The following is a 22047-nucleotide window of genomic DNA, read 5'->3' as shown; positions in this document are numbered from 1 at the left end:
CAATATCAATTTTTCCTCAGTGAATGCAAAAAGTACTTGTAATCATGTCTCAGAATGGTACTACTGTAGGTGTGAGGGGCACTTTAAAAGAATTTATTACAAGGTGCTCTAACAGCAATAAGGCATTAAGGATTTGCACATGAATATTAAAATCACTAACCGCAATGCTAAAGTTTCTGACAGTGTAAAAGAGAAGGTTGAAGCCTGGTTGAACAATAGCCAGGAGCGTTACGAAGTTATTACTAGTGCCCATGTCATTATTGAAAAAAATGACCGAGAGGACATCGCTGAAGCAACTGTTCACATAGCAGGTAAAGATATCTTTGCAAAAGCATCTGCAGATAATCTGTACGCTGCGTTGGATGGGTTATCAGATAAAATTGATCGTCAGTTGGATAAGATTCACCAGAAACAGGTAAGTAAAAAAGGTTCTCAGAAACCTGCTGCCAACGTTGAACCAGAGGTTGAGCCTGAAGAGGCCTATGACCTGGCTTGATAAGACCCTATCCTGCTAATAATGCCCGGTATCTACCGGGCATTATTGTTTTCAAAGAACGCTTTTCTGATTAGGTTCCATCTAACTCTCTTACTAGAAAATTTTTACAGTGGTGCTTAGCTGATAGTTTCAGCCATAATCGAAAGTTTTAAATAAGGCCGCCTTTGTTTGGGGGAGTAGGGTGAATGACAGCTTCAATAAATATCCGCATTGCGAAGAAGAGGGATTTAGCCTCAATTCAGCATCTGTGGGCGCAGCTTAAGAAAGAGCTTCCTGGTCATCACTTTCAGCCTTTCGGCGCGCCAGTTGATTGTCAGCAACAGCAGCAGTTAACTGAGGTTTTAGATCATTGCTATCAGCGAGATGATGCGGTGATATATGTAGCAGAAGCAGAGCAGTTAATAGGTACTCTGGCTGCGATAGAAAACTACCAAACCGGCTATGAAAAGCCGGAAAGTGCGGTCCTGTTTAACCTTTGGGTTGATCCGCTGTTTCGCCGCAACGGTGTGGCAACTTTACTCTATCAGCATGCAAGAGCGTGGTTGGAAGAGCGGGATATACAATCCGTTCAGGCTGGCTGGCATCCGGGTAATACCGCATCAGACCAATTTTGGCGACAACTTGGATTCAGGTCCTATGAGGTGATTGGGGCTGTTGCGTTAAACTCAATGCCTCTTAAATAGATTACGGTACTGGAATGTCTAAAGCAGAGCAAAAGTGGGATCAGCGATACCGCAACAAACTTCAGAAGTCGGATCAATCAACTAAACCGCACCCCCCTGATTTTCTGATTCGGCACTGGAGTGCACTGAGTAAATCCAGAGTATTGGATCTGGGGGCGGGGGATGGTGCTGTTAGCCTTTTTCTTGCAGAAAAGGGGTTCTCGATCTGTGCAGTCGATATCTCTACAGTAGGATTAGAGATCCTTCAATCTAATATTGCACCCATGCCTGTTACTTTTGATTCGGTGGTGATGGACCTTGAAGCAGAGAGTGCTGACCTTTCAGTGTTAGGCAGTTTTGATGCCATTGTTATCTCACGCTATAAGCCGGTTAATACTCTTTGGCCTCAACTGGTATCAGCTCTGAAGCCCGAGGGTACTTTGATGATTACGACGTTCAATCATCGTCATCATGATCGTACAGGCTTCCCTTTACGTTTCTGTCTTCAGCCTAATGAATATATTGAGAAATTTCCTGAACTACAGTTGATACAGAGTGAGATCGATCAGCTGGACATGGCGATGGACTCTTATCTGTTTAAAAAATTAACACCTTAATAAAAAGTCTGTATATACAAAGTATTGCATTGGCACGACAACGAATATTCCAGGTATATCGCCTGTTGGTGCAAGATCAAATATTTCAGATTTTTTACGGAAAAATGACCATTTTGTAACAAATCTGTAATTACTCCACGTAATAAATCGGTCATAATTCGCCCGCCTGAACAATTCAGAAACCTACAGCGTTTCTGGTTCATTACTGATCCTAAATATTTCAAGGTGCGTTGTATGGTTGCAACCAATAACCCATTTCTGCAGATGTTTGCACGTTCCCCGTTCAAACCTATGCAGGAGCACATTGCTAAAGCGCAGGAATGTGCTGTTGAATTAATCCCTTTCTTTGATGCTGTGATCGCTGGTAACTGGCAGGAAGCTGCAAACGTCCAAGCGAAGATCGCTATTCTGGAAGGTGAAGCTGATGCAATGAAGAAAGAGATTCGACAAAATCTGCCGAAAAGTATTTTCTTGCCAGTGCCTCGTACCGATCTGCTTGAAGTAGTCCGCATGCAAGACAAAATTGCTAACCGCGCTAAAGATATTGCCGGTTTAATGCTGGGGCGCCAGATGAGCGTACCTGAGTCTATGCAGCCGGATATGAAAGAGTATGTACGTGTTGCACTTACAACTTCAGAACAGGCACTAACTGCACTGAAAGAGCTGGATGAGCTCGTTAACAGTGGTTTTGGTGGTCATGAGATCGATGTGATCGAAAAAATGCTGGATCAGTTAGATACCCTAGAGCACTCCACGGATGAACATGAACGTGCTATTCGCGCAAAACTGTTTGGTATCGAAAAAGAGTTGCCACCTGTAGATGTTATGTTCCTCTACCAGGTGATCGCTCTGATTGGAGATCTTGCAGACCGCGCTCAACAGGTTGGTAGCCGTCTTCAGCTACTTGTTGCTCGTTAATTCATTCGGTAAAGAACAATGGAAATAATTGCTCAGTACGGCGAAATCATCGTCATTCTTGCCTGTGTATTTGGCTTCTTTATGGCTTGGGGTGTTGGTGCAAATGATGTAGCCAATGCGATGGGAACCTCTGTAGGTTCTAAAGCTCTGACTCTGAAGCAGGCGATCATGATCGCTATCATTTTTGAGTTTCTAGGGGCTTATCTCGCGGGTGGTGCGGTAACTTCTACCATCCGTAAAGGGATTATCGACCCTGGCTTGTTGGCCGGGACACCGGAATTACTGGTGTTTGGTATGATGGCTGCGTTACTGGCTGCCGGTATCTGGTTACTTATTGCGACTCATTTTGGCTGGCCTGTCTCCACGACTCACTCCATAGTGGGGGCCATCGTTGGTTTTGCTGCGGTTGGGATCTCAGTTGATGCGGTTAACTGGGGTAAGGTCTCCAAGATTGTAGCAAGTTGGGTCGTTTCACCTGTTACAGCCGGATTTATCGCGTTCTTCCTTTTCCGAAGTGTTCAAAAACTTGTGTTGGACACTGACCGACCTTTCGAGAATGCTAAACGTTATATCCCGGGCTATATCTTTCTGGTTGGTTTTATCATCGCGATGGTAACCTTCACGAAAGGGCTTAAGCACGTTGGTCTCGATATGAGCTGGGGGCAGAGCGCACTTGCATCAATCGCTATTGGCGTTGTGATTATGCTGATAGGTGTTCAGATGCTTAAGAAGATTCAGCCCTCTCCAGAGGCAGATCGTGAGCATCACTTCACCAGTGTTGAAAAACTGTTTGGTATTTTGATGATGTTTACGGCGTGTGCAATGGCGTTTGCTCACGGATCTAACGATGTAGCAAATGCTGTAGGGCCGTTGGCGGCTATTGTGGGCGTTGTAAGTGCAGGTGGTGAAGTCGCACAGAAAACTGCGATGCCTGCATGGATTTTGCTGCTTGGCGGTGGCGGTATCGTTGCTGGCCTGGTGATGTATGGACACAAGGTAATTGCAACAGTCGGTACCAATATCACTGAGCTGACACCAAGCCGCGGCTTTGCTGCAACACTGGCTGCAGCAGCTACAGTGGTGGTGGCATCTGGTACAGGTTTGCCAATCTCAACGACACACACGCTTGTTGGTGCTGTTTTGGGCGTGGGTATTGCGCGAGGCATGGCAGCGCTTAACCTGCGCATTGTTGGTACGATATTCGTCTCGTGGGTTGTAACACTGCCTGCGGGTGCGGGCCTTGCGATTATGTTCTTCTTTATGTTTAAAGGTATATTCAGCTAGCTGGACCCTTTTTAAGTCAAAAAGCCCTGTATTTTCACGAATGCAGGGCTTTTTTCTGCTTAAAATAAATAAATGGTCACAAATTCATCATGTTCGTGTAAAATTTGTGCCCAATTTTTTACTCTGGACCTCCAGAGGCTAATTCAGTTTGAACCGGAACGAAGATGCATACAGTTGAGAAAATCGGCGGCACATCCATGAGCCGCTTTGAGGAGTTGATGAGCACCATCCTGGTGGGGAAACGTACGTCACCAGAGGAACTGTATAACCGAATTTTTGTTGTGTCTGCTTATGGTGGCATTACCAACTATCTGCTTGAGCATAAGAAAACAGGTGAGCCAGGTGTTTATGCTCGCTTTGCAAATGCAGAAACAGAAGAGGCCTGGGTGGAAGAGCTGAACAAGGTTCAGGCTCGTATGGAAGAGATTAATGCAGAGCTCTTTGTTGATGCTGAATTTGAACGAAATGCGGCTGACAGCTTTGTGATTGAGCGTCTTAACGATGTGCGTGATTGTATGAAGAGCCTGCATCACTTGTGTACATATGGCCATTTCCAATTGGAAGAGCATCTGATGAAGGTGCGTGAGATGCTGGCATCTATTGGTGAAGCGCATAGTGCGTATAACTCTGTGCTAGCCCTACGCAAAGCCGGTATCAATGCGCGATTCGTAGATCTGACCGGTTGGCATCTGGATCAGCCGTTGCCGTTCGAAGAGATGGTGCAGCAGCAGTTTGCGGGTGTAGAAATAGATAAAGAGATGGTCATCGCGACCGGGTATACACATTGTGAAGAGGGTTTGATGAAGACCTTTGATCGTGGGTACAGCGAGATGACCTTCAGTATGATTGCTACCGTTACTGGTGCAGCTGAAGCGATTATTCATAAAGAGTATCACCTGAGCTCCGCAGATCCTATGCTGGTGGGTACAGATAATGTCGTTACTATTGGAGCTACCAACTATGACGTTGCGGATCAGCTTTCAAATCTGGGTATGGAAGCGATCCATCCAAAAGCGGCTAAAGGCTTACGCCGTAACGGTGTGAAGCTGCGTGTCAAGAATGCGTTCGAACCTGATCATGAAGGTACTGTGATCAGTCAGGATTATCACAGCGGTACACCGCGGGTTGAGATTATTGCAGGTCGTAAAGATGTATTCGGTATCGAAATTTTCGATCAGGAGATGCTAGGAGATGCTGAATACGACATTGAGATCTCAAAACTGCTCTCTCAGCTTAAATTGTACGTTATCAATAAAGATGCAGATGCAAATAGTATTACCTACTATGTCGGCGGATCTCGCAAGATGGTTAATCGTGCAGCGCGTTTGATGGAGGAGATGTACCCTGAGGGTCAGATCAGACTCCACAACCTTGCAATCGTATCGGCAATTGGTTCGCATATGAAAGTTAAGGGCATCCTGGCACGTACCGTGACGGCACTGGCGGCTGCTGATATTAATGTCATGGCGCTGCACCAGTCTATCCGTCAGGTAGAGATGCAGTGTGTAGTCTCTGAAGATGATTATGAAAAAGCTGTGATCGCACTGCATGCTGCGTTGATTGAGCAGGGTGGCGATCAGGGTATCGACTCTGCTGCCTGAGGTGGCTGCTGTTATCTGAGGAAAAACCCGCGTATGCGGGTTTTTTTTTGAAGCCAATAAGTTTAATTAAAGTAACAAACTCGTCTGAGTACAAAGGATGAGACCGCTCTTGATTTGATGCAACGGAATAGTTGTTTTTGACAGCATAGGCTCAGATTTTCTAACTAAGCTTTTAATTGAAAAAATCTTGTAAGCGGTTAATTTTACTTAGCATTGCTAATGATTTAATATGCTAAGTAACTTTCGTATCTGGGCGCCAAGTTTTGTTTTTTATACAACTTGAATTACCTGCAAAGCCGGCAAGAAAAGAGGCGCTTTCACGCGCCAGATATTGGCCCGGCCCCTAATTTCCCCCCTATAGTATTCTCTGCTAAGCAATGCTGAAAATTATTTTGTATTGCTAAGTTTTTTCGCCGTTACATGCTGCGGCAATATATTAACAACCTTAATTCACTCCTATCATATATTGTATTTAGAGCTGTTAAAAAGGCTTGGGCATTTGCTCTAACCGAGATAGGAAATAACAAATACAAATAAGGAAACCTCCATGAGAAAGGTACAACTGGCGATTCTTCCTCTTATGTTTGCCGGCTCAGTTGCGATGGCTGCTGAAGATTGCGGTAAGGTGACGATTGCTGATATGAACTGGAGCTCCGCAACGCTAATGGCAAATGTGGATCGCTTTATTCTGGAGCATGGGTTTGGCTGTGAGGCTGAACTGGTACCTGGTGATACGATGCCAACGGGTGCCTCAATGATTGAGAAAAGTGAGCCGGATGTTGCGCCAGAGATGTGGAGTAACTCCCTGAAGGATGCACTGGATAAAGGTGTTGCAGAGAAACGCCTTCGTTATGCTGGACATTCTCTATCGGATGGTGGTGAAGAGGGGTTCTGGGTTCCGGCCTATATGGTGAAGAAGGATCCTAGTCTGGCAACGATTGAGGGTGTCAGAAAGAGTGCAAAACTATTTGAGCACCCTGAAGATCCAGAAGTAGGTGCTTTCTATGGCTGCCCGGCAGGTTGGAACTGTCAGATCAGTGCAGGCAACTTGTTTAAAGCTCTTAAGCTTGAAGAAGCTGGATTTGAAATGATTGACCCGGGTTCAGGCGCAGGTCTTTCCGGTTCTATTGCTAAGGCTTACGAGCGTCAGGAACCATGGTTCGGTTATTACTGGGCTCCAACTTCGGTACTGGGCAAGTATGAGATGGTTAAAGTCGACTTTGGAGTGGGTGTTGATATTGCTCACCACCTCGAATGTATCACCAAAGAGGATTGCCTTGAGCCTAAGCCAAATATGTATCCACCTTCACCGGTACAAACGGTAACAACTGAAGCTTTTGCTGCAAAAAGCCCGGCCGCTTATGAGTATTTCGCTAATCGCTCATTCACTAATAAACAGATGAACGCGCTCCTTGCCTGGATGGAAGACAATCAGGCTGATGGTGAAGTAGCGATGGAGTATTTCCTTGCAGAGCATGAAGCGATCTGGACGCAATGGCTAACTCCGGAAGTTGCAGAGAAAGTAAAAGCTGCGCTGTAAGGGATAAAAAATTGGGCAGGCTAACAATAGCTTGCCCGGCATCCAAAGCAATAATCTGGTAGATATTTAGAGGTTTATAATGGCAGAGTCCAGCTGGCTGACAGAGTTTCCGCAGCTAGAGAGAGCAGATTTACGGGATATTCGTAAATCTCTCGATGCAGGTTACAGGGAGTTTTCCAGAGAATATGGTGAGTTAATCGAGTCTTTCTTTGATCCGTTGCTGACCTTTCTTGTGTGGTTTGAGAAGTTACTACTAGCAACGCCATGGTGGCTCGTTATTGCGGTGATTGCTGGCCTGGCATACTTTGCCAGCCGCTCCTGGAAGCTCGGTCTGGGGGTTGTTATTTCATTTATGCTGATTGGTTATTTTGGCATGTGGGATAACACCATGAGGACGATGAGTATCATTCTGGTCTGTACATTGATGGCTATAGCCCTTGGCGTACCTATTGGGATCGGTATGGCGCGGTCTGACCGGACTCAGTCACTGGTTACGCCGATACTTGACGTGATGCAGACCATGCCTGCCTTTGTTTATCTGATACCTGTTGTGATGTTGCTGGGGATTGGCAAAATCCCAGGTGTGATTGCCGTGATTATTTATGCGATTCCTCCGGTAATCCGGTTAACCAATCTGGGGATCAGATTGGTTGATAAAGATGTTATGGAAGCGGCTACTGCCTATGGGGCAAGTCCTCTTCAACGTCTGATGGGAGTTCAATTGCCGTTGGCGATGCCGACCATTATGGCGGGAATAAACCAGACCATCATGATGTCACTTTCGATGGTGGTTATTGCTTCGATGATAGGTGTAAAAGGGCTTGGGCAACCGGTTCTAAAATCTATCACCAATCAATATTTTACCTTAGGTTTGCTCAATGGATTGGCCATTGTAGCGTTGGCAATTATTTTTGATCGTGTCTCTCAAGCCTATGCTAAACGAGCTCAGGAGCATATGAAGGGGCTTGAAAATGGCTGATGTACTTATTGAGATAGAAAACCTGTATAAGCTTTTTGGTCGATCTCCGGCCAAGTATATGCCCTTGGTTCATGCTGGGAAAAGTAAAGATGAGATCCTGGCTGAAACCGGTCATACCCTGGGTCTTAAAGATATAAATCTGCAGATCAAGCGTGGTGAAATTTTTGTCATCATGGGGTTGTCGGGTTCTGGAAAATCAACCTTAATCCGACATTTTAACCGCCTGATAGATCCGACAGAGGGTGTTATTCGAGTTGAAGGTTCCGATGTGATGCAGTTCGATAAGAAGGAACTGCAGCACTTCCGGCGTCATAAAATGTCGATGGTCTTTCAGCGGTTTGGGTTGTTACCCCATAAAAGCGTTATTGATAACGTGGCTTATGGGCTTCAGATTCAGAAAGTCTCGTCTAATGAGGCTAAAGCAAAAGCCAAAGAGTGGCTGGAAACGGTTGGGCTGTCAGGCTACGAAGACCAATATCCTTCTCAGCTTTCAGGTGGGCAGCAGCAGCGTGTAGGTTTGGCGAGAGCATTGTGCACTGATGCTGAAATTTTGCTAATGGATGAGGCCTTTTCAGCCTTGGATCCGCTGATCCGCTCAGAGATGCAGGATCAGCTGATTAAACTGCAGGAAACGCTTCATAAAACAATCGTGTTCATCACCCATGATCTGGATGAAGCACTACGGTTGGGGGATCGTATCGCGATTCTCAAAGATGGCGAGATCGTACAGCAGGGAGAGCCTGAAGATATACTGCTTAACCCTGCTACTGAATATGTAGAGGCCTTTGTCAGGGATGTGAACCGTGCTCGTGCCTTGACGGTCGAAACGGTGATGAAGGACCCGGCATGTCGAATCACTGCAGAAACCATCGAAGAAGCGTTGAAGCAGATGAAAGGCTTTAAGCAGGATTACGGTTATGTGGTCAATGCTGATGGCTATCAGGGTGTTGTAACAGAGGAGGCGCTTAAGGAGGCTTATGCCGATGATAAAACAGCCGATCTGACTGAAGATATCATGGAGGAGGTAGATCCTCTTGAAGAGGGAGCTGTTTTGGAATCTGTCATTCCTTGCACTCTTGAAGCAGATTTCCCTCTGCCGGTTGTCGATGACGCGGGTAATCTGACCGGACGTTTATCACGTGGCACATTGTCAGATGTACTGGGTGAGCGCGCTTAATCCCAGCTTCAAAATGGCAGGCTACCTTATCTTTCGGGAAAGTTACCTGCCGTTTTTCGCTCAGCCTAAAAACCTGCAAGAGAGGTTGTTGTGCTTGCTTAGCAGAAGGTAGACTAGCCTGCTCACTGTTCAGGTTTTGTTTATGGATACCTCAAGTTCTACTACTCCCCAGCTTGATATTGATGATCAGACTCGCGAGAGTTTTTACAAAGTGTTGTATGGTCGTCGTGATGTTCGTGGTCAGTTCCTACCTGATGAGCTGCCTGATGATGTTCTGATCAATATACTCCATGCTGCGCATCATGCTCCCTCCGTAGGGCTTTCTCAGCCCTGGAATTTCATCCTTATCCGAAGTGAAGAAAAGCGTAAGCAGATCTTCAGTGCCTTCGAAGAAGCTAACACTGAAGCGGCTGAGATGTTTTCCGATGAACGTAAACTGAGATACCAAAAACTTAAACTACAGGGAATTCTGGATTCTCCTCTCAATGTCTGTATCACCTGTGATCGGGAGAGGGGAGGGCCTGTGGTTCTGGGTAAAACGCATCAACCTGAGATGGACCTCTATAGTACGGTCTGTGCAGTACAAAACTTCTGGTTAGCTGCGCGTTCGGAGAATATTGGGGTGGGCTGGGTATCAATCATTGATCGGGATAAACTGGCCTCACTGCTCAAACTGCCAGATCACGTTGTACCAATCGCTTATCTGTGTGTTGGTTATGTACGTGAATTTCTTAAAAAACCGGAATTAGAGCTGGCACAGTGGGAGAAGCGGGCAGAATTGGATGATCTTATCTATACAGATCAGTGGGGTCTGTCTGATTGATGATTTTTCATATTTAAACGGCCGCTCAAAAAATGACCTATAGTGATTATATCGTCGGCTAATTATCGTTAATGACTACAGGTCAACCGCAGGGAGGTCGATATGCGATTCCTCCTCGTTTTTTCTGTCGCTGTTTTATGCCTCGCCCTGTATCCACCATCAACCGGTGCAGTAGAGGTTAAATATTCTCAGGATCAATACTTATCTCTTGTAGAGAAGGTGGTTGACCAGAGCGTTCGGCCTTTTATTTCGCGACTTCCCATAAAGCAACAACAAGCGCTTGAGGATGTTGTTGTTTCGGTCGAGAGGCAATTTAGCCCTAATGCTATGGCGCTCTCTATCGATGAAACCACCCCCAAAGTGCTTATCAGTCATACTTTCCTTCAGGGAGTAGAGGCCTATATCGAGGCGTATCTATTATCTGTAGCACTTAATAACCCCATCCTCATCGAACAATATTTTAGTGAGTATTTCTGGAGCCATCACCCTAGTTCACAGGGTATAGAGCCGTATCTGCCAAGTAAACGCTGGCATGTTTCAGGTGATGAACAGCTATTTTTGGCACAAAAGAGCACGCTATTTGAAGCGGTTGTACTTGATATTCTCCTGCATGAGTTGGGGCATCATGTTAAGAATGCGTTTTATCATCATCGGGCAAACCAATATATGATTGAGGCGAGCGAAAAACTTGCGGACAGTTGGGCAGATCATATCAAGCAGGTCTTTTTAAATAGAAGTGAATCGATCGGACGATTAATCGTGATCGGGTATATTTTTGAGCAGGATCGTTGGGCAACGCTGTCTGACGATCATTTCTATCCGCGAATCTTGCCTTGGGTTTCGTCGCAACTCCCCGCCCTGTGTGAAGATGCTGAATTCTTGAGTGATAAAAAGTTTTGTCGCAGGCTGGATCAGGATATAGAGGATTACTACTCATCCAGAATTGAGACTGCTTATTTAGAGCGCCTTCAGAGGGGGGATCTCTTTGCAAATTTCCCTCTGGGGCAGATTGAACTTGCTAAGAGTAACTTTGTAGATGCATGTAGCTATTTTAATGAAAGCTTTATCTATGGGCAGGTTGCTCGTGCTGCAATCTATGTGGGTTGGTGCTACCAGAAGGGGTATTTGGAGCCCTCTCCGCCAGATGTGCAGGTACTGGCGATGTTGCATGCCAGAGGAGACGGCTCCTATGGCTTGCCCAGACAAAATAAAATTTCGGACCGGATGCTGTTAAGCACTGGACCTTAACTATCAGGCCCGTTAGGGTGTGATCTCATTTTATAAGAGGAGTTATCTGATGGCACGTGCAACGGCCCGACATATTCTGGTAGATACTGAAGCTCAGTGTATTCAGCTTAAAACAGATATTGAAAATGGTTTGGATTTTGCTGAGGCTGCGAAGCAACATTCTAGTTGTCCATCGGGCGGTCAGGGAGGCGATCTTGGCTCCTTCGGGCGGGGTCAGATGGTACCGGAATTTGATAAGGCTGTGTTTACAGGTGAAGTAGGGGTGGTTCAGGGGCCTATCCAGACTCAGTTTGGCTACCACTTGTTGGAAGTGACTAGTCGAGAAGACTAAGCCTGGTTTTGTAAATTTGAAAGGGCGTATGATGCGAGTCATACGCCCTTTTTTGTTTGAATCTCGAGCTGTGAAGTTTCAGTTCAGCTTTCCTATGTTACTTTCTGCATCACTCCATTGTCAGATAAACAGCTCAATGAAATATTGAATTTACTGGGATGATAAAGATTAAAGTGGAATATCTAATTGTTATAGTTCCTTGCGCACTGTTTTTGATGCTTATCTTTATGGCTGTGCTATCAAAAGAGGGGCGTGCGGTAGGGTTGGTTAATGGTCGACTGGCGAGTTGTCCTGATCGTCCCAACTGTATCTGTTCGGAATACCCAGAGGATCAGAAACACTACCTGGAACCTTTATCTATACCGGCGGATAGCTACTCAGCCGATCAGATTGTCTCAATCGTTGTTGCTGCGATTTTAGAGGCGGGGGGGAAGGTTCAGATTGAGTCCAGAGTCTATATCTCTGCAGTATTTGAAAGCCGGTTCCTGGGCTTTGCTGATGACTTTGAGGTGCGGGTCGATTGGGACGAGCATCGTCTCTATTTCCGCTCTGCGTCTAGGGTCGGGTATTCAGATTTTGGGATTAACAGAGCGCGAGCTGAGGGGATCTCAGAACTGATCGGAAGTCGGTTTGTTGCCTATTGAACAGATATGCAGCTATGTCTGTTAATATTTAAAGCCCGCTGCAAGATTTTTTTCAGCTGTTTGGCGTGCCAAGCCTGCAGAGTGAATCACTGCAGACTTGGCCAGTCTATCAGCCCTGCAGTTCTGGCAGGTTCTCAAATAGTGATAGCGCCTCAGGGTTAGCCAAAGCATCTTTGTTGGTAACGGACTCGCCCAAAACTACCTTCCTGACCGCTAGTTCAACGATCTTACCACTGATAGTTCGAGGGATATCTGCCACTTGAATGATGACAGAGGGAACATGGCGAGGCGTTGTATTTGCGCGGATCGTCTGTTTTATCTCTGTCTTAAGAGATTCATCCAGCGTGAACCCCTCTTTTAAAACAACAAACAGTACGACTCGGGTATCATCTTTCCATGGCTGACCGATACAGATCGATTCCTGAACCTGAGAGACTTTCTCTACCTGTCGATAGATCTCGGCGGTGCCAATTCGAACGCCACCTGGATTCAGGACTGCATCGGAACGACCATGGATGATAACGCCTTCGTGAGCAGTAAGTTCACCATAATCACCATGTGCCCAGATATTATCGAACTGTGCAAAGTAAGCGCTCTGATACTTTTCGCCGTTGGCATCATCCCAGAAGTAGATGGGCATTGATGGGAAGGGGGTGCGGCAAATCAACTCGCCTTTCTGCTCTCTGATCTCTTCGCCCTGATCATTGTAGATCGCTACATCCATCCCGAGGCCTCTGCATTGCAACTCACCGGTATGAACCGGCAGGATCGGGTTACCTAATGCAAAACAGGAGAGAATATCGGTACCACCCGAGATAGATGCCAGCAACAGGTCCTCTTTAATATCACGGTAGACATATTCAAAGCTTTCATGTGCCAGAGGTGATCCGGTAGAGAGAACTGCGCGTAAAGGCTCTAGCTTATGGCTTTCACGGGGTTTGGTGCCCGCTTTTTCCAGTGCTGCGATATATTTGGCGCTAGTCCCGAATACGCTGACTTTTTCCTCTTCGGCGATATCCCACAGCACTTTCGGAGATGGGGCAAAAGGGGAGCCATCAAACAGCAGCACGGTGCATCCGCATGCGAGGCCACTAACCAGCCAGTTCCACATCATCCAGCCGCAAGTGGTGTAATAGAACAGACAATCATCACGTTGAATATCTGTGTGCAGTTGGTGCTCTTTCAGGTGTTGAATCAGTGTTCCACCGACGCTGTGAACGATGCATTTAGGGGTGCCTGTTGTGCCTGATGAATACATGACATACAGAGGTGCATCAAATGAAACCGGTGTAAACGAGACTTCTTTAGCATCGGGATCGATAAACTCTTCCAGCCAGCATGCTTTGCTTATCTCAGAGATGTCCGCATCATTCCCCAGATAGGGAACAAAGACGATCTGCTCAGTGGACTCTAATCGTTCGGCAATCTGAGTGACTTTTTCAACACAGTCGACGGTTTTACCGTTGTAGAGGTAAGCCGGAATTGTGAACAGAACCTTCGGTTTAACCTGTCCGAAACGGTCCATTACCCCCTGAATACCAAAATCAGGTGAGCATGAGGTCCAGATAGCACCCATTGAGGTGGTCGCTAACATTGCGATCAAGGTATCGGCAAGATTGGGCATAAAGCCAGCGACAACATCACCTTGAGTAACGCCGCGCTGCTTTAACCCCGCTGCAAACTGAGCAACTCTGGTATATAACTCTGAGTAGCTTAGTTCAACGCGGTGATCGGTTTCATTGCGGAACACGATGGCTGTTCGCTCATCGCGGTATTTCAACAAATTCTCGGCAAAATTCAGTTTTGCTTCCGGGAACCATTGTGCGCCCGGCATCTTGTTGGCATTGAGAAGGTAGGGTCCGCTTCCTTTCTGGCCGATGACACCGCACTGATCCCAGATCTCATTCCAGAAGGTTTCAGGATTGTTGACTGACCATTGATGAAGGGCTGAGTAGGAGTCCAGTTTCTGCTTATGCTGTTGATTGACGCGCTGCATAAACTGATGGATCTGACTCTGTTCAATTTGTTGTTGTGATGGGCTCCACAGCGGATTGCTCATAATCGTTACCATTCTAATTATTATTGAAAAGTTTACGTATTACATCTACCTATCATTCGAACTGAGATGATAAACAATAAGGGTATTCCTGTACAGGGTAGTTTACGTAAACGGAAACTTTAGGGCAAGCTCATTGAGCGGAAGATCCACCGGCTTTGCGGTGGATCTCGAAGGGAAATTAACGGATATAGTTCTGGCTGATGTCGCGGAATGTATCAGTACCGGCTTTTTGCAGCCATTCAAAGGCAACCATTTCACGACTGACAATGTAGATACCGCACTGACGCATACGTTCAAGCGCCAGTTCTTTGTCTTTAGGATTGCGTGATGAGACGCAATCTTCGACCACATATACTTCACGTGCTTGCTGTTTAAGCTGAATCACTGTCTGGAGGACACAGACATGTGCTTCCATTCCGATAACGACGACCTGATTGGGCCGAAGGGCGTTGATTTTTTCATTACATGCCGGTTCGGACATACAGGAAAAGTGAACCTTTTCCATCACACCTTCAGTAGGTACAACTTCCGCAATTGTGGGGATGGTATGACCCAGCCCTTTAGGATATTGCTCACTGGTAAGGACGGGAACATTGAGTTTATTTGCAATCTCAATCAACCAGCGAGAGTTGCTGACCAGGGCTTCATGTTCATGAATAGCAGGTACAAGATTGCCCTGAATATCTACCACCAACAGGCATGATTTATTTGGATGGAGTAGCATAACAATAATCCTTCTCTATGCGGGTTCATGCTCATTGCAACACTTCGTATGTTCCAGAGCTTGTGCTGAGAGATGAGTATCTAAGCTCTCATCCTCTTCATAGTGTAAAGGCCAGAGCGTTTTCACTATAGGTCCATTAGAAGCAAGAGAGTGGCAGGTGTCCAGCATTGGAGGTTTCACATCACCATCCTGCCAGTAATTTGCCTGCTCCTCACGTTCCTGATGTGTTGATTGGAATGCTGCCGTTGCCAGTGGCCCCAGTAGTTCAAGCAGGTGAGTGCAGCCCAGTCGACCAGAAAACAGCTCTTTAGTCTGTTTTGTGAATCCCGGTTTGATCTGTAGTCCAATCAGCTGCTTGTAGGCTTCAGTGATCGATTTACATGCCGTAAAAGGTGTGTAATCCATGGAAGTTACAGCATCAAGAATATTCAATGAGAGATCCACGGTGATACGGATCGACATGCCATGAAGAGGTTCACCGGCAGTAATCTGTCCGCTATCCCGGTCATGGTTTTTCATGTTGAAGGTCTTGGTATCGATCAGATAGGCTTCGATATCCCATAATCCATCATCGCGTTTAAACCCTTCGCATATAACACGGCGGGTATGCTTTAACGTTCTGCTGGTTGGTGTAGGTAGTGGCATAGAATCTATTCATTGTCTGGGCAGGTCTTATGCCTGCCTTGAAAATAGGAAAGCGCTATTTTAAAGATATTCCCAAATATTAAACAGTCTAAAATATGTGCGCAGTATCTAATAAAAAAGGGCAGCCTAAGCCGCCCCTTATCCAATCTTTGCTGATACGCCTACTCGTACATCGCCTGCATCGATTCCTGAGTCCACTCCAGGCTGCTGCGATATGCTGAATCATAGAGATTTCCATCGAGATCGGAGGGGAGTAAATCCCAGTCACCGTTCTCATAATTGACAACATTTCTCAGAACTTCGCCAATCGGGCCCTGACCCATGCTTACTGCATTTTTAATATCATCACCAAGGGGAACCTGTTCCAGCATTGTATCTCGTTCGATATCCAGCAAAGCATGTAGGCCAGACATCATGCCTGCCATGAAATAGCTGCCGTAGTTGCTGAGTTTCTTCTCCTGTGCAATCTGTTCGCACATACGTCCGCGAATCAGCAAACTGCGAGAAAGCTCCTCTGGTTTTTCCTGGCTGGAGGACATCGCGATAAGCGTGGCCCACTTCTTAACCTGCTCAAGTCCGAGAAGAACAATCGCCTCGGCAACGGATTCCACCTGACGGACAAGGCTGTAACCCGCAGAGTTAACGATGCGGAGAAGTTTGTATGTCAGAGCAGGATCACGGATGATCATCTCTTCCAGTTTTTCAGGGGTTGCTTTTGGGTTCTGTAACTCTTGAATCAACTGCATCAGTGCAACCTGGCTGCCCTGAATCTTTTTGCCCTTAATGACTTTAGGCTTACTCAGGAAGTGCCCCTGGAACAACTTAAAGCCGAGATCGACACACTCTTCCAGCTTCTGGTGGTTTTCGATCTTTTCCGCCAGCAGGGTCACTTTATGTTTCCGTAGAGCGGCAACCTGCTCTTTAAGCTCTTCAGAGGTGTGCTCAAGCACATCAACTTTGACAATCTGACAGAGATCGAGCAAACCCGAGAACTTAGAGTCATAAACAAAATCATCCAGCGCAATACGGTAACCCTGCTTATGCAGTTTCTCTACAGCGCTGACAACTTCTTCATCCGGTTCTATATCTTCAAGAATTTCCAGAACAATATGTTTCTTAGGAACTTCCGGAAGCCTCTGCTCTACGAGAATATCGCGTGTCAGATTGATAAATGCCGGGACCTGTTTTAACTGGCCAGCATCGGAGATACTTGTGTATGCATTCAGCAATACTTCACTGGTTGCTTCCGAATTAGAAAACAGCGCATGCCCCTGTGCATCTTCCGTGCGATATAACAGCTCATATGCAACCACTTTTTGGTTACGGTCGAAGATAGGCTGCCGAGCCATCAGAATTTGTGAGTTATCTGATTGATCCATGATTGAATACAGTGTCCTTGTACAGGTGAAGAAGCAGAACATCGCCAAGTCTACCATCAACTGGCTATTGAAAAAGGGCCTGTGTCCATTTTTTTAATGATCATTTAATTTGGCTTTACTTCTTCAGCAATGCTTTCTGCCTTGCAGTATAATAGTGCACTTTTATCTGTTCAGGGCTTACCAATGAGTATTAACTGGTTTCCGGGCCATATGCACAAAGCGCGGAAAGAGATTGCAAAAGTAATGGATGAGGTGGATGTCATCATCGAGGTTCTGGACGCCCGTCTGCCACAATCCAGTGAGAATCCGCTGGTGGATTCACTTCGCAAAGGAAAGCCAACACTTAAGTTACTGAATAAGAGTGATCTGGCAGATGATCAACGTACCTCTGAATGGTTAGAATATTTTAACGGCCTGCCAGAAACTCGTGCTGTCGCTCTGGATCATACTCAGAAAAAGCAGATCAATCGTATCGCTGAACTGTGTAAACAGATGATGCCCTCCCGCTTCGAGGCGGGTAGACCAGTACGTGCCATGATCATGGGGATTCCTAATGTAGGTAAGTCAACATTGATCAATGCGCTGTTGGGGCGGAAGATCGCAAAGGTTGGAAATGAGCCAGCCGTTACAAAAAGTCAGCAACGTTTTACCACCCGAAATGGTATGGCCTTGTCGGATACTCCGGGAATCCTATGGCCAAAAATTGAAGATATCGATTCAGGCTATCGTCTTGCCGCCAGTGGAGCGATTAAAGATACCGCGATTGAGCATGAGGATGTTGCGATATTTGCCGCTGGATTTATGAAGTCAGATTATCCTGATCGTTTAATTGAACGCTTTAAAATCAAAGAGGTGCCCGATACATCTGAAGCAGTTTTAGATGAAATAGGACGTCGGAGGGGATGCTTACGTCCGGGTGGGATTGTTGATCGGAATAAAGCATCGACTCTGTTATTAAATGAGATCAGATCCGGAAAATTAGGTAAAATAAGTTTTGAAACTGTTGAGGAATGGGATGAAAAACGCCGCATTGCTGAGCAGGAACGTTTAGCAGCTGAGGCTGCCGCTGCAGAAGAAAGCGAAGGTAAAGAGTAAATGTCACGATTAAAGAAAAGTCGTAAAGCCAAAGGTTTTATTGATGATAGCGGTCCAAGTCGTAAAGAGCGCCTGGCTGATCCTGAAAGCTACGATAGTCGTCGTCGTAAATCACAGGAAAAAAAGAAAAAGAAGCCATCCGTTTATGAAAAGCTTCGTCAGCAGGAGATAAACACATCAGGCAATGAGACGGCAGCAGAGCGGAAAACACGTCTTGCTGAAAAGATAAAAAAGCTTAATCAGGACAAGAAAGAGCAGGATTAAGCGAAAGGTATATCTGATAAGCCGAGCCCTTAACGGGGTTCGGCTTTTTTGTCATCGGTTGAAACCCCTGACACTCGGCATGACTAAAATTCATATCGCCCCCATATTCTCTGTAATCGATGACCCTATCTGGGATTGATCTCCTCGTAGGGGGGGGGCTGACTTAGATAAGATCTATCCCGAAATTTGTACTATCGCAAAAGCTCTTCTACGGTTAGTGAAAAGTGGAACCTTCAGCAGAGGAGTGTATTCCATGTCTCATTCACCCGTTCACCGGGCTGGTGATGCGCCGGTTAAAGTTGAGTTGAAAGCAGGGCAAACCTACGCATGGTGTGCATGTGGGCGCTCCGCCAGCCAGCCATTTTGCGATGGGTCTCATCAGGGAACTGGACTAGATCCTATTGTTTTTGAAGCCGAGGAAAACAGCGAAGTCTGGCTCTGCATGTGTAAGCAAACAGGTAATCCCCCCTTATGCGATGGCAGCCATAAAAACTGCGCTGAATCCAAATAGGCATGTGGTAAGATAGCGCGCTTTCCAAATGGCTGGAGCGCATTAAGTGGAACAGTTTGACGTCGTAATTGTCGGAGCGGGTGCTTCCGGTCTGATGTGTGCTGCAACGGCTGGCTACCGCGGCCGTTCAGTTCTGGTAATAGAGCATACCGCCAAAATTGGGCGAAAGATCCTGATGTCGGGTGGAGGGCGCTGTAACTTCACCAATCTGCATAACTCCCCAGCCAATTTTCTATCTGAAAACCCCCATTTCTGTAAATCCGCACTGAGCAGTTACCGGGTTCAGGATTTTATCGATCTGGTTGACCGCCATGGTGTTGAGTATCACGAAAAAACCTTAGGTCAGCTGTTTTGTAATGAAAGCAGTAAAGAGATTCTGCGTGTCCTGTTAACCGAATCAGAATGGGCAGGAAACGAGATCCGTACTGAAACATCCCTGGAGAAGGTCGAGCCACAAGCATCTGGTTATCTATTAAAAACCAGTAGCGGTGATATTCAGGCGGAATCTGTTGTCATTGCTACGGGCGGTCTTTCCATTCCTAATGGTGGTGCGACCAGCTTTGCCTATGATGTAGCAGCGCAATATGGTTTGCAGGTGTTACCTCGTTCAGCTGCGTTGGTGCCTTTTACCCTGCAGCCAAAAGATAAAGAGCTTTTAAAAGAGCTATCGGGTGTTTCACATCGAGTTAAAGCGACTATTGGTATGCACAACTTCGTTGAAAGCATGCTCTTTACCCATCGTGGACTGAGCGGCCCTGCGATTCTACAGATCTCCTCCTACTGGCAGCCGGGCGGCGAGGTTGAGATAGACCTGTTCCCAGAATTTGCTCTGCTGAGCTGGTTGAAAGAGCAACGTGAAGCACGTCCTAAAGCCGAGATCACCACTATCATGGCGCAGCAGATGAGTAAACGTATGGCGCAGATCCTCTGCCAGATGTTTGGCTTTAGCGGCATTATGGGCAACCAGTCCAACAAAGATCTGGAAGCGATTAATAAAGCCTTCCGTGAGTGGAGGGTTAAACCCTCAGGTACTGAAGGTTATCGAACGGCGGAAGTCACCATCGGTGGAATTGATACCAACGAGATCAATCAGAAAACTATGGAAGCCAAAAAAGCACCGGGTTTGTACTTTATCGGTGAATGCCTGGATGTTACCGGCCACCTGGGTGGGCATAACTTCCAATGGGCCTGGGCATCAGGTTTTGCGGCGGGCAAAGCTGTTTAACCCTGATTATCTGCCTACTCAGTACAGCATCACACGTGAGCCACATAGAATATGTGGCGTTACGCTTCTCACACGATCTGCCCGTGGTATTACTCCTACCGGAACACTCCAATTTTCCCTGCTGTTAGCATGTTGATATCTATGGTGTTCTTCGCAGATTGTCCGATCTGTCTCATCTACTTCTTCTAACGATGATGACGGCTTTCGTGGGTGAGGATCTTGTTGCTGCCAGTTTGACTAGACTTAGTGATATATCGAAATCTGATGAAGGGCTGAATGGCCTGCTTGTGGAACTTCTCCAGGAGGTGAAGCATGAGTAATGATATTGTGATTGAAGCGTGGAATACCGTACTTTTTGAGAAATTCTCACGCTTCAAATACCTTTTTATCGAAGGTTATGCATCAATCAGTGAAGAGGCATTAAAACGGCATCGCCCTCCGGAAGGTTCGAAGGTACTTGATGTGGGATGTGGTTTTGGTGATTGTACTTTAGAACTCGCTCGCTTTCTTGGGGAGCAGGGTGTAGCAACCGGCGTGGATTGTGCCAGCAACTTTATCGATGAATGTGAGTGCAGTGCCAAAGATAAAGGCATAGGCAACGCGCATTTTTTCGTCGCCGACGTTGAAGTGGATGATCTCAGGGGGCCTTATGATGAGGCTTTTGCTCGTTTTGGGACAATGTTTTTCAATATGCCTGGTTTAGCGATGAAAAATATTCGCTCAGCTCTGAAGCCCGGTGGGAAATTTACGCAGGTGGTTTGGCGTAAACGTGAAGCCAATCCATGGTTACATGATGCTGAGTGTTGTGTGAAAGAGATTGTCCCTGTTATCTCACATGATGATACAGACGCGGTGCACTGTGGTCCCGGTCCCTTTTCGATGGCGGGGCCTGATATGGTAAGCGATATGCTGCAGGCCACGGGGTTTGAGAAAGTCCAATTTGAACGCTTTGATACAGACATATGTATTGGCCGAAACATGGAAGAGGCGGTACAGTTTGCCCTTGAGATAGGTCCAGCAGGTGAGATTATTCGTCTGGCGGGCGAGGAGGGAGAGCGGTTGAAGGGTGAGGTTCAGGTTGCACTGGAAGCTGTGATCGGTCAATTTGAAAAAGAGGATGGCTCTTTCTGGGCACCTTCGAGTGCATGGTTTATCACTGCTTATAATCCATACTAACCATGCACCAGCTGAGAGTTCTGCTTATCAGCTAACATCCTGAGTATTTTTACCGCTCTGGCCTTATTGTATGAGTCAGATAATTTGGATAAGGGTCTGTAGATGTCACGAGATGATTATGAAAATGGTTTGAGAGTACGTACCGAGGTTATGGGGGATAAGTTTGTTCAGGCGGCTATCGATAACACCACTGAAACTACTCAGGAACTGCAGGACTGGATCAATGAACATGCATGGGGGAGTACCTGGCAGCGTCAGGGATTGCCTCGCAGTACACGCTCTCTGGTCACTATCGCGATGCTGGCTGCTCTGAAAGCGCCAACCGAGTTAAAGGGGCATATCCGTGGTGCACTGAATAACGGTTGTACACCCGATGAGATCAAAGAGGTATTGTTGCATTCGATCGTTTATTGCGGTGCGCCAGCAGCTCAGGAAGCATTTCGTGCGGCTAAAGAGGTGCTGGAGGAGTATCAACACAATTCAGAATCCCGCTGACTCTAATTGACCTGTGCTATAGATCATTTGATGTGCCTCGCAGATCTTTCTGGTGATCTGATGTCATTTTTGAGCCTGACCCAGTCAGATCTGCGGAAACCTCTTTCGCTTTTATCGAGCTATGATATGTTTGATGCATAGTCTGTTGTCTATA

General features: G+C 46.4%; 23 protein-coding genes. 19 read left to right on the top strand and 4 right to left on the bottom strand.

What is annotated here, in order from left to right; translation table 11 throughout:
• Window positions 1-139: 139 nt before the first annotated feature.
• The 13 genes from raiA (at window position 140) to Q0882_RS00530 (ending at window position 12320) form a co-directional block, all read left to right on the top strand.
• Window positions 140-496, top strand: coding sequence for a ribosome-associated translation inhibitor RaiA (gene raiA, locus Q0882_RS00590; RefSeq protein WP_299176583.1), 357 nt, complete (start codon window positions 140-142; stop codon window positions 494-496).
• 185 nt (window positions 497-681) lie between these two features.
• Window positions 682-1179, top strand: coding sequence for a GNAT family N-acetyltransferase (locus Q0882_RS00585; protein ID WP_299176581.1), 498 nt, complete (start codon window positions 682-684; stop codon window positions 1177-1179).
• Window positions 1180-1193: 14 nt separating this feature from the next.
• Window positions 1194-1775, top strand: coding sequence for a bifunctional 2-polyprenyl-6-hydroxyphenol methylase/3-demethylubiquinol 3-O-methyltransferase UbiG (locus Q0882_RS00580; RefSeq protein ID WP_299176579.1), 582 nt, complete (start codon window positions 1194-1196; stop codon window positions 1773-1775).
• 234 nt (window positions 1776-2009) lie between these two features.
• Entirely contained in the window at window positions 2010-2693 is a 684-nt protein-coding gene (locus tag Q0882_RS00575; RefSeq protein ID WP_299176577.1) for a TIGR00153 family protein, read from the top strand.
• 18 nt (window positions 2694-2711) lie between these two features.
• The gene (locus Q0882_RS00570) at window positions 2712-3977 is read left to right on the top strand and encodes an inorganic phosphate transporter (RefSeq protein WP_299176575.1); all 1266 of its coding nucleotides are present in this window, start codon (window positions 2712-2714) and stop codon (window positions 3975-3977) included.
• 164 nt (window positions 3978-4141) lie between these two features.
• Window positions 4142-5578, top strand: coding sequence for an aspartate kinase (locus tag Q0882_RS00565; RefSeq protein WP_299176573.1), 1437 nt, complete (start codon window positions 4142-4144; stop codon window positions 5576-5578).
• A 547-nt stretch (window positions 5579-6125) separates the two neighbouring features.
• Window positions 6126-7118 carry an ABC transporter substrate-binding protein gene (locus tag Q0882_RS00560; RefSeq protein ID WP_366915904.1) on the top strand — a complete coding sequence of 331 codons (993 nt, stop codon included), beginning with the start codon at window positions 6126-6128 and terminating at the stop codon, window positions 7116-7118.
• A gap of 79 nt (window positions 7119-7197) precedes the next feature.
• Window positions 7198-8097 carry a proline/glycine betaine ABC transporter permease gene (locus tag Q0882_RS00555; protein WP_299176572.1) on the top strand — a complete coding sequence of 300 codons (900 nt, stop codon included), beginning with the start codon at window positions 7198-7200 and terminating at the stop codon, window positions 8095-8097.
• Window positions 8090-9274 carry a glycine betaine/L-proline ABC transporter ATP-binding protein gene (locus Q0882_RS00550; RefSeq protein WP_299176570.1) on the top strand — a complete coding sequence of 395 codons (1185 nt, stop codon included), beginning with the start codon at window positions 8090-8092 and terminating at the stop codon, window positions 9272-9274. Before Q0882_RS00555 ends, Q0882_RS00550 begins: the two co-directional genes overlap by 8 nt.
• A gap of 142 nt (window positions 9275-9416) precedes the next feature.
• Window positions 9417-10097 carry a 5,6-dimethylbenzimidazole synthase gene (gene bluB / locus Q0882_RS00545; protein ID WP_299176568.1) on the top strand — a complete coding sequence of 227 codons (681 nt, stop codon included), beginning with the start codon at window positions 9417-9419 and terminating at the stop codon, window positions 10095-10097.
• 102 nt (window positions 10098-10199) lie between these two features.
• The gene (locus Q0882_RS00540) at window positions 10200-11345 is read left to right on the top strand and encodes a hypothetical protein (RefSeq protein WP_299176566.1); all 1146 of its coding nucleotides are present in this window, start codon (window positions 10200-10202) and stop codon (window positions 11343-11345) included.
• A 49-nt stretch (window positions 11346-11394) separates the two neighbouring features.
• Window positions 11395-11676, top strand: a complete 282-nt coding sequence (locus tag Q0882_RS00535; RefSeq protein ID WP_299176564.1) for a peptidylprolyl isomerase — start codon at window positions 11395-11397, stop codon at window positions 11674-11676.
• A 227-nt stretch (window positions 11677-11903) separates the two neighbouring features.
• Window positions 11904-12320 (top strand): DUF1499 domain-containing protein, encoded by a 417-nt coding sequence (locus Q0882_RS00530; protein WP_299176562.1) that lies wholly within the window; start codon window positions 11904-11906, stop codon window positions 12318-12320.
• Between the two features lie 109 nt (window positions 12321-12429).
• On the opposite strand, the gene Q0882_RS00525 is transcribed toward Q0882_RS00530, so the two are convergent.
• The 4 genes from Q0882_RS00525 to Q0882_RS00510 form a co-directional block, all read right to left on the bottom strand.
• The gene (locus Q0882_RS00525; protein WP_299176560.1) at window positions 12430-14379 is read right to left on the bottom strand and encodes an acetoacetate--CoA ligase; all 1950 of its coding nucleotides are present in this window, start codon (window positions 14377-14379) and stop codon (window positions 12430-12432) included.
• Window positions 14380-14557: 178 nt separating this feature from the next.
• A complete protein-coding gene (locus tag Q0882_RS00520; protein ID WP_299176559.1) occupies window positions 14558-15103 on the bottom strand; it encodes a hydrolase in 546 nt (181 codons plus the stop codon).
• Window positions 15104-15118: 15 nt separating this feature from the next.
• Window positions 15119-15748 carry a DUF2889 domain-containing protein gene (locus tag Q0882_RS00515; RefSeq protein ID WP_299176557.1) on the bottom strand — a complete coding sequence of 210 codons (630 nt, stop codon included), beginning with the start codon at window positions 15746-15748 and terminating at the stop codon, window positions 15119-15121.
• 161 nt (window positions 15749-15909) lie between these two features.
• The gene (locus Q0882_RS00510; protein ID WP_299176555.1) at window positions 15910-17127 is read right to left on the bottom strand and encodes an EAL and HDOD domain-containing protein; all 1218 of its coding nucleotides are present in this window, start codon (window positions 17125-17127) and stop codon (window positions 15910-15912) included.
• Between the two features lie 183 nt (window positions 17128-17310).
• On the opposite strand from Q0882_RS00510, the gene ylqF reads away from it, so the two are divergent.
• From ylqF to Q0882_RS00480, 6 genes are all read left to right on the top strand, one after another.
• Window positions 17311-18222, top strand: coding sequence for a ribosome biogenesis GTPase YlqF (gene ylqF / locus Q0882_RS00505; protein ID WP_299176553.1), 912 nt, complete (start codon window positions 17311-17313; stop codon window positions 18220-18222).
• Window positions 18223-18486, top strand: a complete 264-nt coding sequence (locus Q0882_RS00500; protein ID WP_299176551.1) for a hypothetical protein — start codon at window positions 18223-18225, stop codon at window positions 18484-18486.
• 253 nt (window positions 18487-18739) lie between these two features.
• Window positions 18740-18997, top strand: coding sequence for a CDGSH iron-sulfur domain-containing protein (locus tag Q0882_RS00495; RefSeq protein WP_299176549.1), 258 nt, complete (start codon window positions 18740-18742; stop codon window positions 18995-18997).
• Between the two features lie 46 nt (window positions 18998-19043).
• Entirely contained in the window at window positions 19044-20222 is a 1179-nt protein-coding gene (locus Q0882_RS00490; RefSeq protein WP_299176547.1) for an NAD(P)/FAD-dependent oxidoreductase, read from the top strand.
• A gap of 312 nt (window positions 20223-20534) precedes the next feature.
• Window positions 20535-21398 carry a class I SAM-dependent methyltransferase gene (locus Q0882_RS00485; protein WP_299176545.1) on the top strand — a complete coding sequence of 288 codons (864 nt, stop codon included), beginning with the start codon at window positions 20535-20537 and terminating at the stop codon, window positions 21396-21398.
• Window positions 21399-21500: 102 nt separating this feature from the next.
• On the top strand, window positions 21501-21893 hold the full coding sequence (locus Q0882_RS00480; protein ID WP_299176542.1) for a carboxymuconolactone decarboxylase family protein: 393 nt from the start codon (window positions 21501-21503) through the stop codon (window positions 21891-21893).
• The last annotated feature ends 154 nt before the right edge of the window (window positions 21894-22047 follow it).

Source organism: uncultured Neptuniibacter sp., from assembly GCF_947498015.1.
Taxonomy (GTDB): domain Bacteria; phylum Pseudomonadota; class Gammaproteobacteria; order Pseudomonadales; family Balneatricaceae; genus Neptuniibacter.
The sequence above is the reverse complement of the archived record's forward strand: the minus strand, read 5'-3'. Positions and strand labels throughout refer to the sequence as shown.